Source organism: Phenylobacterium sp. (genome assembly GCF_046291545.1).
Classification (GTDB): domain Bacteria; phylum Pseudomonadota; class Alphaproteobacteria; order Caulobacterales; family Caulobacteraceae; genus Phenylobacterium.
Genome location: NZ_JBKBSM010000003.1, coordinates 50,668 through 64,059 on the forward strand (window position 1 = coordinate 50,668; position 13,392 = coordinate 64,059).

The window sequence follows — 13,392 nt, forward strand, 5'->3', positions numbered from 1 at the left end:
ACATGCAGTATGAAGTTGGCCGCCACTCGAGAGTCCTGGTCGCCGGAGGCGCCGGCTTCGTCGGATCGCACCTTTGCGAGGCCCTGGCGCGCAAGGGCGCCGAGGTGGTCTGCCTCGACAACTTCCAGACCGGCGATCGGGCGAACCTGCGCGCGCTCGAGCGGAACGAGCGTTTCAGCCTGATCGAGCGCGACGTGGTCAGGCCCCTGCCGGCCGAGCTGAAGCGGCGGCGCTTCACCCACATCTGCAACCTGGCCTGCGCCGCCTCGCCCAAGCTCTACCAGGCCGACCCGGAGCATACGATGCTGACCAGCGTGCTCGGCGCCGACCGGCTGCTGCGCCTGGCCGAGCGTCACAACGCCCGCTTCCTGATGGCGTCCACCAGCGAAGTCTACGGCGACCCGGACGTCCATCCCCAGTCGGAGACCTACTGGGGCAACGTGAACTGCACGGGACCGCGGGCCTGCTACGACGAGGGCAAGCGGGCGGCGGAGTCCCTGTGCTTCGACTTCGACCGCATGGGCCGGGCCTCCGTGCGGGTGGCGCGCATCTTCAACACCTATGGCCCGCGGCTGGCGGCGGCCGACGGCCGGGTGGTCTCGAACCTGATCACCCAGGCCCTCGGCGGCGAGGACATGACGGTCTTCGGCGCCGGCGACCAGACGCGCTCGTTCTGCTTCGTCAGCGACCTGGTCGAGGGCCTCATCGCCCTGCTGGAGCACGGCGGCCCGCAACCCGGCCCGGTCAATCTCGGCAACCCGACCGAGGTGACGGTCGGCCGGCTGGCCGAGATGGTGCGCGAGCTGTGCGGCTCCAGCTCCGCAATCGTGCACCTTCCCCTGCCGACCGACGATCCGCGGCGGCGGCGTCCCGACATCAGCAAGGCGCAGCGCCTGCTGGAATGGAGTCCGCGGGTCGGGCTCGTGGAGGGCCTCTATGCGACGATTGACTGGTTCGAACATCCGCGGGAGCCCGTCGGCGAAGACCGCAGCCGCGACGCCGCCGTGGTCGCGCCCTAGGCTCCTCCGGGAGCCTTCGCATGGACGTGAGCTCGCGGGCCGAGGCTTGCGTCGAGACGCCGAGGTCCCTGGCGCCTGCCGGAGCCGATCCGCCGATGGTCGCCAGCCGCTTCCGTAGCCGCCGTTCCGTCCAGGCGGTCGATGTGGTCGTCCGCCGCCTCGGCGGACTGGCCAGCCTCTCCGAGCGTGAGGTGGACCTCGTGCGCCGCCTCTCCGGAGACGGCGAGGTCCATGCCGCGAACTCGGTGGTCCTCGCGGCCGAGACGGAGCCGAGCGGCGCCCGCTTCATCATCTCCGGCTGGGCCTGCCGATACAGGATCCTGCCGGACGGCCGCCGCCAAGTGTTCTGCTTCCTGCTGCCGGGGGACGGGATCGCCCTGGGCGGTCCGCGAGACGCCGGCGCCCTGGCCAGCGTGGGCGCCGTCACCGAACTGCAGACCGTCGACGGGGAGGCGGTCCGGCGCGCGGCGGCCAACCGCAAGGAACACCCCGGCCTGGCCCAGTCGCTGTACATGGCGGTCCGGGCGGAGGAGGCGCTGCTCCTCAACCAGCTCGTCCGGCTCGGCCGGCAGACGGCCTATGAGCGCGCGGCGCACCTGCTGCTGGAATTGCACGAACGGCTCGCCCTGGTGGGGCTCACCCAGGGCTACAGCTTCCCCCTGCCCGTCACCCAGGAAGTGCTCGCCGACATCCTGGGCCTCAGCGTGGTCCACGTGAACCGCACGCTGCAGCAGCTCAAGCGCGAGAAGCTGATCGAGGTTCGCGGCGGCGAAGCCAAGCTGCTTGCGCCCCAGGTGCTGACCGCGCTGTCCAACTACCGATCGCGCGACCTTGCGGGGGGAAAGGGCGGCGAGCCCTGAGGACCGACCGGCGCTCGCGCCGGCGCGGCCTCAAGCATTGCCGATCGGAAAGGGCCGCTCGGCCTCGCCTTCCTCCAGCAGCTGTCCGTCGATGCGGCCGCTGCAGGCGATGCGTTCCAGCAGTTCCTCGGCCTCGTCGAAGTCCCGCGCCTCCAGGTGGAACACCCGTTCGCCGCCATGAGCGTCGAGGAAGGAGCCGGTGAAGATCGCCATGCCGAACGCCTCGCCCGGCCGGTCAGTAAACGCCGGCCAGTATGCCGTAGTCGATGAAGGCGGCGGCCCAGAACCAGAACGCCGTGGCCAGCAGCAGCATCACCCAAAGGACGCCGCGCGCCGCCGCGCCGCCCCCGGCCCGACCGCCGACGCCATAGCCCGTGTCCGCTTCATGCCTCGCCATCGTCAGGCTCCCTTGGCTGCGTTTCCCAACGTCGAGCGGACTAACGCCGTGCGCCTGCGGGGGTTGCCGCGGAGGCCGAAGGCCACGGTTGGGGCGGGCCGGAACCGCGCCGCCACCAAGGTGTTGGGAGAGGGCCGGCCGCCCCGTTGGAGACGCCGGCGCCCCCTGTCCCACCGGTGGAAGAGGTCTCCCATGTCCACAGCCCGCATCGCATTCTCCCGCCTCGCCATTCCGATGCTGGCGGGATGCCTGGCGCTGGCGGGGTGCGGCCGCCAGGACGGCACGGTGGATCCGGCGACGCAGGACAAGGGCGCGTTCCGCAACCCGCCGATCGCCCCCGCCGACCCGGTGATCGTCACCCTGCCGAACGGGACCCAGATCACGGCCACGACGGCGATCTCCAGGCTGGCGGACTATCTGGCTTCCGACCGGCCGGCCGGCGAAACCTTCGCCCTGCCCTCGATCCGCTTCGCCAACGCCGGGGAGGTGCGGTCCGACCCCGACGGCGCCTTGAGCGCCCTGGCCGCAGTGGTGCAGGCGCACCCGGACGCACGGGTGCGCGTCGAGGTCGTCTGGCGCAATCCCGGACAGCCCACCCCGAGCCCCGAGGCCGCGGCGCGGGCCGAGCGGGTCCGCAGCGCCCTCATCGCCAACGGCATGCCGGAGGGACAGGTCTCCGCCGCCGGGGTCAGGAACGAGGACGCCGCCGCGCCCTATGTCCAGATGGTGGTCACGGCCAAGTAGCCGCCCCGGCCCTGCGGCCCTCAGTCCCCCTGCGACGGCGCCGGAATGATGCTGATGTCCCCGCTCGGCTCCAGGATCGCGTAGCGGATCTGGCTGAGGCGGGTCAGGCCCCGTTGGGCGCGGGCCACCTCCAGGACGTCCGACACCGCCACCCGGGCGCGGTCCATCACCGGCTTGTCGGGACGTCCGTCGACCACCAGCACCGTGGGCCGTCCGTCGAGGACGTCGCTGAACCAGGGGGCCGCGCGCTTGATGTAGCTCAGCGCGATGTCCAGGGTGAACAGCGTCAGGATCAGGACGAGGGCGTTGATCACCGAGAAATCCTCTCCCAGGAGCGCCTGCTGCGTGGTCTCCGAGACGATCAGGATGAGCACCAGGTCGAACGGGCGCATCTGGGCCAGCGTGCGCCGCCCGCTCAGCCGGATCACGATCAGCATCACCACGTAGATGGCGGCGCCCCGGACTACGGATTCCATCTTCGGCTCCTATGGCAGGACGTTGAGGCGCAGGTCCGCCGGCCGGCGGTCAGCGATGGCGATCGTCGCGGGCCTGGCGAACGCCGGCCGGCGGGGGCGCACCTGGATCGTCACGTACAGCGGACGGCCGGCGTCCTGGGGGGCGAAGGCGAGGCTCTGCCCCTGCGCGCCCGCGCTCCACCGCACCGGCGTCGGCCGCACCTCCTCGATCCGGAAGACTCGCGCAAAGCCGGGACCCAGCCGCACGGTCGGCTGCGGGCCGCCGTCGCGGATCACCAGCTCAATGTCGTCGGGCGTGCTCCAGCGCGCGATACGGGGATAGTCCACCTCCAGGCCCGGGGCGCGGGCGACGCTGCGCGCCAGCGGGCCGCCGCGGCCTGTGAGGCCCAGGAGCGCGCCAAGGATCAGCAGGCCGAAGACGACCCAGGCGACCCGCTCGACGCGCCAATGGACGATCGTTCCTCCGAGGTCCTCGGAGAAGCCAAGCTCCTCCTGGGCCCGGCGCCGGGCCTGGGGCTGAAGCCCGGTCAGCTCCTTTTTCCGCGCCGACGCCATCTTCTTCTCACCTGTTGCTCGCGTGCGCTGAACACGCGTGCGGGGGCTTGGTTGCGGCTTGGGGAGGCCGGGAACCGGGGCGGCCGGCGGCCGTTCCGCGGCTTCCCCCGGAGCGGTCCGGCGACGGCGAGGCGGCTTCCCCGCCCCCGGAACCTGCCGCGCCCCTCCAGGTTGTTGCGTTTTCCGGAGGCCAGCCGATGGGTAATGACAAGGTGACGAGCGCCCAGGAGAGCGACGCCCCGCTCTCTGCGGCGGTGCACCAGCGGGCGATCACGAAGGAGGCCGCCGAGGCCCGGGACTGGGACGACGCCTCCCTCGCGGGGCGCACCGTGACGGTGAACTGCAGCCGCGACGAAGCCTACGCCTTCTGGCGGGATTTCCGGAACCTGGCGCGCTTCATGGAGAACGTCGAGGCGGTGAGCATCGACGGCGCCGGCCGCTCGACCTGGACCGTCAAGGCGCCCGGCGACCGCCAGGTGAGCTGGGTGAGCGAGCTGACCGAGGACGAGCCCGGGCGGGCGCTGGCCTGGAGGTCGGTCGAAGGCGACATCCGCAACGAAGGCCGCGTGGAATTCCGCGACGCGCCGCCGGGCCGCGGCTCCGAGATCACCGCCACCATCCTCTACGAGCCCCCGGGCGGCGACCTCGGCAAGCTGGTCGCCAAGCTCTTCCAGCGCGAGCCCAAGCTGCAGGTTCGCCGCGACCTGCGACGGCTCAAGCAACTGCTGGAGACCGGCGAGATCTCCACCTCCGAAGCCCCCGACGCCGCGCCCCGCGGACAATCCTAGGAGATCCCATGCGCGCCCTCACCTGGCACGGCAAGCACGACGTCCGGATGGAAACGGTCCCCGACCCGAAGATCGTCAATCCGCGCGACGCCATCATCAAGATCACCTCGACCGCGATCTGCGGCTCCGACCTGCACCTCTACGACAGCTTCATCCCCACCCTGCGGGCCGGCGACATCCTGGGTCACGAGTTCATGGGCGAGGTCGTCGAGGTGGGGCCCGGCTCCACCCTCAAGAAGGGCCAGCGGGTGGTCGTGCCGTTCGTCATCGCCTGCGGGAAGTGCTTCTTCTGCGAGAAGCAGCAGTACTCGGCCTGCGACAACTCCAATCCCGCCGAGAAGGCCGAGATGTCGGAGATCGCCTACGGCTATCCGATGAGCGGCATCTACGGCTACTCGCACCTGACCGGCGGCTATGCAGGCGGACAGGCCGAGTACGTCCGCGTGCCCTACTCCGACGTCGGGCCGATCGTCGTTCCCGACGGGCTGGATGACGACAAGGTGCTGTTCCTGTCGGACATCCTGCCGACCGGCTGGATGGCGGCCGAGAACTGCCAGATCGAGCCGGGGGACACCGTGGCCATCTGGGGCGCAGGGCCAGTGGGCCTGTTCGCCGTGCAGAGCGCCTTCCTGCAGGGGGCGCACCAGGTGATCAGCATCGACCACAATCCGCGCCGACTGGAGCTGGCCGCCGCCAAGGGCGCCCAGTGCATCAACTACCATGAGGTCAAGGTGCGCGAGGCGCTGCGGGAGATGACCGGCGGCATCGGGCCGGACGCCTGCATCGACGCCGTCGGCCTGGAAAGCCATGGCTTCGCCCTCGACAACATCATCGACGCCATCAAGACCGAGGTGCGCCTGGCCACGGACCGCACCCATGTGCTGCGCGAGGTGATCATGGCCTGCCGCAAGGGCGGCCGGGTCTCGATTCCCGGCGTCTACGGCGGGATCACCGACAAGTTCCCGATCGGCGCGCTGATGGAAAAGGGGCTGCAGGTCCGCACCGGCCAGACCCACGTGCAGCGCTACCTGCGCCCGCTCCTGGAGATGATCGGCGAAGGCCGCGTCGACACCACCTACCTGATCAGCCACCGGCTCCCCCTCGAAGAGGCGCCGGAGGGCTACAAGATGTTCAAGACCCAGCAGAACGAGGTGACCAAGGTCGTCCTCAAGCCGGGCTGGGAAAGGCAAGCCGCATGACCCCCGCCGCCCGCCCTCTCGCCGTCGTCACCGGCGCCTCCTCCGGCATCGGACTGGAACTCGCGCGCCTGGCTGCGCAGGACGGCCACGACCTGGTCATCTGCGCCAACGAGCCGGCCCTGGCCGAGGCCAAGGCCGCCCTGGAGGCCCTGGGCGCGCGGGTGGTCGCCGTGCAGGCGGATCTCGCCACCATCGAGGGCGTCGAGCGGCTGATCGCCGCCTGGGATGGCCGCCCGGTCGAGCTTCTGATGGCCAACGCCGGGCGCGGCCTGGGCGGCGGCTTTCTCGACCAGGCCTGGGAGGACGTGCGCTATGTGATCGACACCAACGTCACCGGCACGCTCTACCTGCTGCAGGCGGCGGCCCGCGGCATGCGCGAGCGGGGGCGCGGACGCATCCTGATCACCGGCTCCATCGCGGGGCTGATGCCGGGCTCTTTCCAGGCGGCCTACAACGGCACCAAAGCCTTTCTGGACAGCTTCTCCTGGGCGCTCCGCAACGAGCTGAAGGACAGCGGCGTGACCGTCAGCTGCCTGATGCCCGGCCCGACGGACACCCGCTTCTTCGAGCGCGCCGACATGCTCGACACCAAGGTGGGCTCGGACCCGGACAAGGCCGATCCCGCCGAGGTGGCCAAGGTGGGCTATCAAGCCATGCTCGAGGGCAAGGGCGACGTGGTCGCCGGAATGGGCAACAAGGTCCAGGCGGCCATGGCCGCGGTCACCCCGCAATCGGTGCTGGCCGAGCAGCACCGCAAGATGGCGGAACCCGGAAGCGGCTCCGGCTGACCGGCGCGCAGCCGTCGCGCACGAAAAAGCCGCCCGGGGCCAGGGGCCTCGGGCGGCGGAGTGCTGAACCCGCGTCAGATGCGGCGGGTTGCGGGGGAGGCCCCGGTCGCGGGCGTGGCGCCGGCGCTCTCGCCCTGGCGCTCGGAGACCCGCAGATTGTTCTGCACGTGGGCGACGGCGAACACCTCCTCGCAGATCTCCTCGGCGCGGCGCTTGTCGCGGCGCGAGCGCACAGTCCCGTCGAGCGTCACCTCGCGATCCTCGACCTTCACCACGATGTCGGTGGCGTCCAGCCAGCGATCGTCGGTGAGCCGATCGTGCACGTCCTCGCTGATCCGCTCGTCCGAACGCCGATAGCCGCTCGGGCCGCGGCCGCGGTGGGACCGGGCCTCATCCATGTCGCGCCGGCGTTCGGCGTCCTCGTCGCCGAACCAGCTGCGGGCCTCGTCGGCGGCGCGGTCCCACCAGCTGCGGTCCTCCTGGGCGCGCCGGCCGCTGCGGTCGTCGCCGTACCCGCCGCCGTAGCCGGCGTAGCCGTATTCATCGTCCCGGCCTGAGGAGCCGGGCCAGTCGGCGTAGCCGCGCGAGCGTGAACGTGCGTAGTCGACGGGCGGCCACATGTCGCCGTAGCCGACGCCCGCGTAGGGCGCGCTCGAACGTCCACGGCCGCGCCAGGAATCGCCGCCGTCGTAGCCGTATTCGCCCTGGTTGTAGGGCGTATCGTCCCCGCGATAGCCGCGGCCGCCCCGGAACTGGTTGTCGTCGCGCGGATCGCGGCGCCGGGGGTCCTCGCGCTCGTCGCCGTACATGCCGCTCGGATAAGCCATGCGTGTCCTCCGATGCTGGGGTGTCGCGTCCGGCTTGGACGCCTTGGGCCAAAACCCACCGGGGACGGGACCGTTCCCCTTCGCGCCGGGCGCGCCACGCGCCGGCGGTCAATTGAGTTTGAAGTCCGGCTCCGGAACCCGAGCGCTCAGGCGGCGGAGGTGGCGGCCGCCGCCGGCTCCACCTGCGCCGGCGCACGCCGAGCGGGTTCGGCCGGCGCGCGCCGGTCGCCGTCGCGGGCGAGCGCCTGCAGAAGCGGGATGTCGCAGACGAGAAGACGGTCGTTCTCCACCACCGTGGCGCCGCGGGCGGCGAGTTCCTTCAGGACGTGGCGCACATGGACCACGCTCATCCCGAGCGCATCGCTGCAGTGGACCTGGCGCAGCGGCATGGCCACCCCGTTCTCCCCGGGGGGAGAGACCTCCGTCATCCGCTCCGCGAGTTCGGCGAGCAGGTCGGCCATGCGCCGCAGCGCGGACAGCCGCGACAGGCGCAGGATCTGGTTGCGCTGGTAGTTCTGGTGCCGGGCGTCCAGGCCCGAGAACGCGCGCATCAGCGCCGTGCGGGACATCAGGTAGCGCGCCCGATCGCTTCGCAGCCGGCGGAACGTCAAGGGCGTCAGGGTCCAGAGGCTGTCGCCCGCCAGCGACTTGGTGGCCGGGCCAAAACCCACCGCATCCCCAGGAAGCAGGAACGACATGATCTGGCGACCGCCGTCGGCGGCCGTGCGGGTCAGGCACGCCCAGCCGCGCAGGATGACAAACGGGGTCAGGTCGTCCCCCGCCAGCTGGACCCTGGCCTGGCGCATCTGCTTGGGCCCGAGCGCCGCATCCAGCGCGGCGAGATCCTCGCTGGTGGTCTCCTCGTTGATGGCGCGCAGGCGCATGTCCACCAGTTTCGTCGAGCGTACGATCTCCAAGGCGCCCTCCTTCGGCCACTTCCGGTCTGGATCCGTCGGCGCGACGCGGTGCGGCGCGCCGCGGGGGGCCGCGGCCGCGGCGCCGGCCGCGCCCGCGCCTGGACCGCCGCGCACGGGGACCTTTGGCGGCGATCCAGTTCCATGGCGGCTGGGGCCGAACGAGCTTGTCGGCCGGCTGGCCTCAGGCATGGCGGACATGGTTCCCTCGCTGCGCCGGACCTCTACGGCCGTCGCGCATCCTGAGGTCGAAACACCGACGTGCGGCGAAGGTTTCCGACATTAACATGGTTTAGAAAACGGCCGGGCACAGCTGCGCTTGCGGGCGTCAAGTCCTGCCCCTTCGGCGCGGAAACAGCGAGGCCGATAAACTACTTAAGTGCGCCGTTCCGGATGCTGGTCCAGCATTTCCTCGACCCGACGATATCCAGCCGCCCGAAACGCCATGCCTCTCTTTGTTTGCCTCGTCCACACCCGCCGTTCGGCCGTCCCGCAGCTGCGCGCGGTGAACGCCCCCGGCGGCGGAGAGCTGGAGCGCGACGTCAGGTGCGCGGTCTCACGTGATCCCGGGCTGGACCGGATCGAGCTCGTCGAGATCTTCGACGAACAGCTTCGTTTGCTGATGGCGTTGGACGCCCGGCGCCTGCGCGGGCCTAGGCCCCTGGGTGCGCGTCCAGCTCGTGCAGGCGACGCGGAGTCTCACGCTCCGCCGCAGTCGACAAGGCGGACCAGTCCGGAACCCTGAGTTGGCGGCCGCGGATGTCGGCCAAGCCCCGACTGCGCAACTGCTGCAGCAGGCGGTTGGTGTGCACGCCCGAAAGGCCCAGGGCGTCCGCCAGGTGGGCCTGGGTCGCGGGAAAATAGCAGCGATGATTGCGCACCAGCCCGGCGGCGCTCGAGCGGCCGAACACCTCGCACAGCAGATGGGCCATGCGCTCGTAGGCGGAGAGCTGCCCCATCGCCAGCAGGCGTTCGCGCAGCAGGGCGGCCTCGGCGAGGCTTTCCCGCCATAGCGCGAGCCCCAGGCGCGGCCGCTCGCCGAGCAGCGTCTGAAGCTGCCCCAGTGTCAGGGACGCCGTCACGCAGGCGGTCAGGGAGGTGACCGTGCAGTCGCGGCCCAGCAGCACCTCCTGGAAGTTCAGGATGTCGCCGGGAAAGTGGAAGAGCAGGATCTGTCGGCGGCCGTCGGCCAGGGTCTTGTGGCGGTAGGCCTGCCCCTCCATCAGGACCGTGCAATCCGACGAGGCGGCGTCCTCGCCCACCAGGTCGTTCCCCGCCCGGGTCGAGCGCGGCGGTCCCAGGAGCTCGCCGACGGCCACGCGGTCCTCGACATCGAAGCGGGAGAGATAGGCCAGTTCCGACACCTTGGGCGTCGCCTTGCGTCCCAGGCCGCCGCCCAGCTCCGGACCGGGGTCGCCCGAACGGCGCCCGTCGCCGGAATCGATGGAGCCGGACTCGATCGAGCCGGAATTGCGGCGGGCGGCTTTGGGGTCGTTCGTCATCATGTGCGCACCGCTTGCGCCGCCATCGAACCAGACATGACGCCTCCTTCTGTCGCGCGGGCGACCGCGCCGGTGTCCGCCCCTCCCTGGCCGCACACCGTCGACGCATCCACGTGCTCGAGGATGGCGTGACGCAATCGCGCAGCGCTTGAACACAACGAGCGACCGGGCAGAACGCCCCCGGCCGATCAGCTCATCACGAGGAACCGGATTCGGATCAGCAACGGGCCGTTTTTGACGAGGGCGTCGCCAGAGACGAGCAGGCGCTGAGTAAACGAGATGCTTTAGCCAAAGCGCTCGATGCTTTAGTCAAATCGCTCTCAGCCCATGGCGCAAGGCAAATCTTATCAAATATTATTCCCATCGCCAGGAATCCTGGAAAACGCTCAGGATTTCCCTGCGCAAGAATTCGTGACCAGCGAGCTTGACTGTCGAAATTCTCCGCCGCTCTTCATCATGAACCGGGCGATCTTCCCGTCGGCGCCAGGAACCAATTGCGGCGGCGCCGGTTGTCCTTGCCCCGAGCGGCCACCCGCAGCGGAACGCGGGCCGACCTCGCAAGGAAAGCTAGGAGTCGTCATGGCCACGGACAGAGCGGCAGGCGCAAAAGCCCCTACCCCAGAACAGCTTCGCGCCGCCGTCGACACAGGCGCAACGGGGGACAAGACGCCGGGGACGGACCCGGCCGCCGCCCCCTTGAGCGCGGACGCCGAAGCGGCCGGCGCGGGGCCGACCGCCGACGAAACCACGCAAGCGCTGCGGACCGAAGGCGCAGCCGCTCCTAACCGCCGCATGAACGCGGCCGAGCCGGAGCTCGCCCCGGACGGCGACGCAGACCGCCTCAACCAGACGAAGTCATTCAGCGTCGCGACCGTTCTGGCGGTCGTCGCCGCGCTCCTCTTCGCCTTCATCCTCTATACGGCGCTGGTCTGAACCCGCCCGGCGGGAATTTCGAGCGCCAGGAACATTCAGTCCGCCCCTGAGTTGGTGCCGGTCCCTGAACCCTGAAACCCGAGAGGTCGCCCATGCCGTTCAACCCCCTCGCCGAAAAGGGCATCCCGCTGGGGCGCCAGCTTCGGAGCTGGTCCGAGCTCAACGTCGATCCCTACAGCTCGGAGGAGGTGCACCCCTACACGCGCTGCCGGGTGATCCTGATGAACGGCGTGGAGGTGGAGGCGATGAACTTCTCCCACGCCTTCAACCGCAACTGCGCCGACGTGGACCTGAAGCAGCGCCTGCAGGCCGTGCGCCGCATCGAGCAGCAGCAGCAGAAGGCGGTGAACTGGCTGGTGCCGGGCGAGGCGCATGAGAACGTGCTGGAAGTGACCATCGGCTACGAGCAGGTGGCGGTCGACCTCACCGCCTGGCTGGCCCGCAACGAGCCGGACCCGTACCTGCGCCAGGTCTACGAGTACGGCCTGCTGGAGGACTTCGACCACCTCTACCGCTACGCCAACCTGATGGACCTGATGGGCAACAGCCGGCGGGCCGAGGAGATCACCGGCGACTACACCGAGATCACGCCCGGACGGCCGACGATCTTTGAACACCGCGATCCCTGCGACGACATCCGCCGGCCGATGACGGTCCAGGCGGCCCATCGCCAGTCGCTGCTGAACGCCATGACCCTGGTCTCGGCCGAGCAGCAGACGATGAATTTCTATATGAACTCGGGCAACCGGCCGAGCGACCCGCTGGCCCGGGCGCTCTACATGGAGATCGCCCAGATCGAGGAGCAGCACGTCAGCCACTACGAGTCCTGCCTGGACCCGACCGTCTCGTGGCTGACCAACTGGGTGCTGCACGAAAACCATGAGTGCTGGCTCTACTGGTCGTGCCTGGAGACCGAGGTCGACCCGCGGATCCGGGCGATCTGGGAGCTGCACCTGAACATGGAGCTGGAGCACCTGCGGCTGGCGGCGCAGGCCCTGGAGCAGATCGAGGGCAAGGACGCCGCCGAGCTCGTCGGCCCGGGATACGAAGCCCCCATGACCTTCGAGGAGAACAAGGCCTACCTGCGGGACGTGGTCGCCCGGCAGGTGGACCTGACGGCCTGGGATTCGGAGTTCGTGCCCATCAGCAGCCTGCCGCCGGATCACCGCTACTTCGCCTACCAGGCCAAGGTGAACGACGGCGGCGCGCCGTCCGAGCGGGTGATCGAACAGCATCGGCGCACCTTCGAAGGCGGCGAATACCGGTTCGAGACCGAGGGGCCGCATCCGGTCGAGGCCCTGCGGCCGGACGGACCGCACCAGGACCTCGGCTACCAGCGCGCCGCCGGGCAGCACGGCGCCGCCTCGGCCTGACCGGGTGCGACCAGGACGCCGTCCGGGCGTCCTGGTCCGCCGCGTCTCATCCGGGATAGGCGTCCTGCTTCAGGAGGCGTGCCAAGTGCGCGGCGTTCGAGGCCAGGCTGGCGGCGGTGCTGGCGATCTTCTCAGGAACCTTGTCCAGGTCATTGAAATTCTTGGCGTGCATCGCCTCGCCCACCCAGTAGCAGCTCGCCGCCGCCGGCAGCGTCCAGCCCACGTCGTTCAGCGCCTGGAACAGCTCGGCGGCGACGTGGTGCGCGCCGTCCTCGTTGCCGACGACGGCGACCACGGCCACCTTCGAATAGGGCGGCATGCGACCGGCGTCGTCGGTTTCGCCGAGAAAGGCGTCCATCCGCTCCAGCACCCGCTTGCAGACGCTGCTGGGCTGGCCGAGCCAGATCGGCGTGCCGAGGATCAGGATGTCGGCTGCCAGCACCTGGCGGCGGATCTGCGGCCAGGCGTCGGCCGGCCCCTCGTCGGAGGTGACGCCCGGACGGACGTCGTGGGCGGCCACGCGGATCGTGTCGGCCACCTGGACCTCATGTCTGCGGAACTCCTGAGCGATCAGCGAAATCATTGCATCGGTTGAGCTTTCGCTCTCCGTCTTGAGACTGCAGTTGAGCGGCTGGGCGATCAGGGACATGGGGGCGTTCCTCGGGGAGACGGGTGCTTCAAGGACGCGCGCCGGCGCCATGCGTTCCGTCGCGTTCGGGCGGGTTTCGCCCCCACGCCCGGGAACCGAAGCCGCCCCCGGGAGCTTCCGCCGCCACCGGCGGGCCGCCACCGCCGCCCGCTCAGCTGGAGGTGGGAGATGTCGTCAAAGAAGCCGCCGTCACCGGAGATCGAGGACCGCGAGGTCCTGGACGCAGGCCAGGAAGAGGTGTTCTCGCGCACCGAAATCGAGCGCGGGGGAACCGAGCATTCGACGGTTGCGGGCCATCACCAACCCCGCAGCGGGCCGGAAGAGACGCCGAAGCGCGAGGCCCCGAAGGACGCTCCCTAGCGCCCGCC

Annotated in this window: 17 protein-coding genes; 9 read left to right on the top strand and 8 right to left on the bottom strand. The window is 70.2% G+C overall.

The genetic code is table 11. The annotated features are described in order from the left end of the window. The first annotated feature begins 2 nt into the window (after window positions 1–2). Window positions 3–1,019: a UDP-glucuronic acid decarboxylase family protein gene (locus ACK4YQ_RS09730; protein WP_409610803.1), complete on the top strand. Its 1,017-nt coding sequence runs from the start codon at window positions 3–5 to the stop codon at window positions 1,017–1,019. A 20-nt stretch (window positions 1,020–1,039) separates the two neighbouring features. After that, a complete protein-coding gene (locus tag ACK4YQ_RS09735; protein WP_409610805.1) occupies window positions 1,040–1,879 on the top strand; it encodes a Crp/Fnr family transcriptional regulator in 840 nt (279 codons plus the stop codon). Window positions 1,880–1,909: 30 nt separating this feature from the next. Here ACK4YQ_RS09735 and ACK4YQ_RS09740 read toward each other — a convergent pair whose 3' ends face one another. Further along, the gene (locus ACK4YQ_RS09740) at window positions 1,910–2,092 is read right to left on the bottom strand and encodes a hypothetical protein (protein WP_409610807.1); all 183 of its coding nucleotides are present in this window, start codon (window positions 2,090–2,092) and stop codon (window positions 1,910–1,912) included. A 22-nt stretch (window positions 2,093–2,114) separates the two neighbouring features. After that, the gene (locus ACK4YQ_RS09745) at window positions 2,115–2,276 is read right to left on the bottom strand and encodes a hypothetical protein (RefSeq protein ID WP_409610809.1); all 162 of its coding nucleotides are present in this window, start codon (window positions 2,274–2,276) and stop codon (window positions 2,115–2,117) included. A gap of 192 nt (window positions 2,277–2,468) precedes the next feature. Here ACK4YQ_RS09745 and ACK4YQ_RS09750 point away from each other — a divergent pair, with 192 nt between their 5' ends. Then, complete coding sequence (locus ACK4YQ_RS09750; protein ID WP_409610811.1) at window positions 2,469–3,020, top strand: hypothetical protein; 552 nt, start codon at window positions 2,469–2,471, stop codon at window positions 3,018–3,020. A 20-nt stretch (window positions 3,021–3,040) separates the two neighbouring features. Here the strand turns inward: ACK4YQ_RS09750 and ACK4YQ_RS09755 are convergent, their stop codons facing one another. Further along, window positions 3,041–3,496 (bottom strand): DUF421 domain-containing protein, encoded by a 456-nt coding sequence (locus tag ACK4YQ_RS09755; protein WP_409610813.1) that lies wholly within the window; start codon window positions 3,494–3,496, stop codon window positions 3,041–3,043. 9 nt (window positions 3,497–3,505) lie between these two features. Further along, the gene (locus ACK4YQ_RS09760) at window positions 3,506–4,051 is read right to left on the bottom strand and encodes a hypothetical protein (protein ID WP_409610815.1); all 546 of its coding nucleotides are present in this window, start codon (window positions 4,049–4,051) and stop codon (window positions 3,506–3,508) included. A 197-nt stretch (window positions 4,052–4,248) separates the two neighbouring features. Here ACK4YQ_RS09760 and ACK4YQ_RS09765 point away from each other — a divergent pair, with 197 nt between their 5' ends. The 3 genes from ACK4YQ_RS09765 to ACK4YQ_RS09775 are packed head-to-tail and all read left to right on the top strand — an operon-like array spanning window position 4,249 to window position 6,826. After that, entirely contained in the window at window positions 4,249–4,839 is a 591-nt protein-coding gene (locus ACK4YQ_RS09765; protein WP_409610817.1) for an SRPBCC family protein, read from the top strand. 8 nt (window positions 4,840–4,847) lie between these two features. Beyond that, window positions 4,848–6,038: a zinc-dependent alcohol dehydrogenase gene (locus ACK4YQ_RS09770; protein WP_409610819.1), complete on the top strand. Its 1,191-nt coding sequence runs from the start codon at window positions 4,848–4,850 to the stop codon at window positions 6,036–6,038. Continuing rightward, on the top strand, window positions 6,035–6,826 hold the full coding sequence (locus tag ACK4YQ_RS09775) for an SDR family NAD(P)-dependent oxidoreductase (protein ID WP_409610821.1): 792 nt from the start codon (window positions 6,035–6,037) through the stop codon (window positions 6,824–6,826). Before ACK4YQ_RS09770 ends, ACK4YQ_RS09775 begins: the two co-directional genes overlap by 4 nt. Before the next feature lie 74 nt (window positions 6,827–6,900). Here the strand turns inward: ACK4YQ_RS09775 and ACK4YQ_RS09780 are convergent, their stop codons facing one another. From ACK4YQ_RS09780 to ACK4YQ_RS09790, 3 genes are all read right to left on the bottom strand, one after another. Then, window positions 6,901–7,653, bottom strand: a complete 753-nt coding sequence (locus ACK4YQ_RS09780) for a BON domain-containing protein (RefSeq protein WP_409610823.1) — start codon at window positions 7,651–7,653, stop codon at window positions 6,901–6,903. A gap of 146 nt (window positions 7,654–7,799) precedes the next feature. After that, window positions 7,800–8,570 (bottom strand): Crp/Fnr family transcriptional regulator, encoded by a 771-nt coding sequence (locus ACK4YQ_RS09785; RefSeq protein WP_409610825.1) that lies wholly within the window; start codon window positions 8,568–8,570, stop codon window positions 7,800–7,802. 650 nt (window positions 8,571–9,220) lie between these two features. Continuing rightward, window positions 9,221–10,072 carry a Crp/Fnr family transcriptional regulator gene (locus ACK4YQ_RS09790; protein ID WP_409610827.1) on the bottom strand — a complete coding sequence of 284 codons (852 nt, stop codon included), beginning with the start codon at window positions 10,070–10,072 and terminating at the stop codon, window positions 9,221–9,223. A gap of 693 nt (window positions 10,073–10,765) precedes the next feature. Between ACK4YQ_RS09790 and ACK4YQ_RS09795 the strand changes: the two genes are divergently transcribed. Together ACK4YQ_RS09795 and ACK4YQ_RS09800 are read left to right on the top strand one after the other, a co-directional pair. After that, window positions 10,766–11,002 carry a hypothetical protein gene (locus ACK4YQ_RS09795; protein ID WP_409610829.1) on the top strand — a complete coding sequence of 79 codons (237 nt, stop codon included), beginning with the start codon at window positions 10,766–10,768 and terminating at the stop codon, window positions 11,000–11,002. A 92-nt stretch (window positions 11,003–11,094) separates the two neighbouring features. Then, window positions 11,095–12,375: a hypothetical protein gene (locus tag ACK4YQ_RS09800; RefSeq protein WP_409610831.1), complete on the top strand. Its 1,281-nt coding sequence runs from the start codon at window positions 11,095–11,097 to the stop codon at window positions 12,373–12,375. A gap of 46 nt (window positions 12,376–12,421) precedes the next feature. Here ACK4YQ_RS09800 and ACK4YQ_RS09805 read toward each other — a convergent pair whose 3' ends face one another. Beyond that, window positions 12,422–13,024 carry a flavodoxin family protein gene (locus tag ACK4YQ_RS09805; RefSeq protein ID WP_409610833.1) on the bottom strand — a complete coding sequence of 201 codons (603 nt, stop codon included), beginning with the start codon at window positions 13,022–13,024 and terminating at the stop codon, window positions 12,422–12,424. A gap of 168 nt (window positions 13,025–13,192) precedes the next feature. On the opposite strand from ACK4YQ_RS09805, the gene ACK4YQ_RS09810 reads away from it, so the two are divergent. After that, complete coding sequence (locus ACK4YQ_RS09810; protein WP_409610835.1) at window positions 13,193–13,384, top strand: hypothetical protein; 192 nt, start codon at window positions 13,193–13,195, stop codon at window positions 13,382–13,384. The last annotated feature ends 8 nt before the right edge of the window (window positions 13,385–13,392 follow it).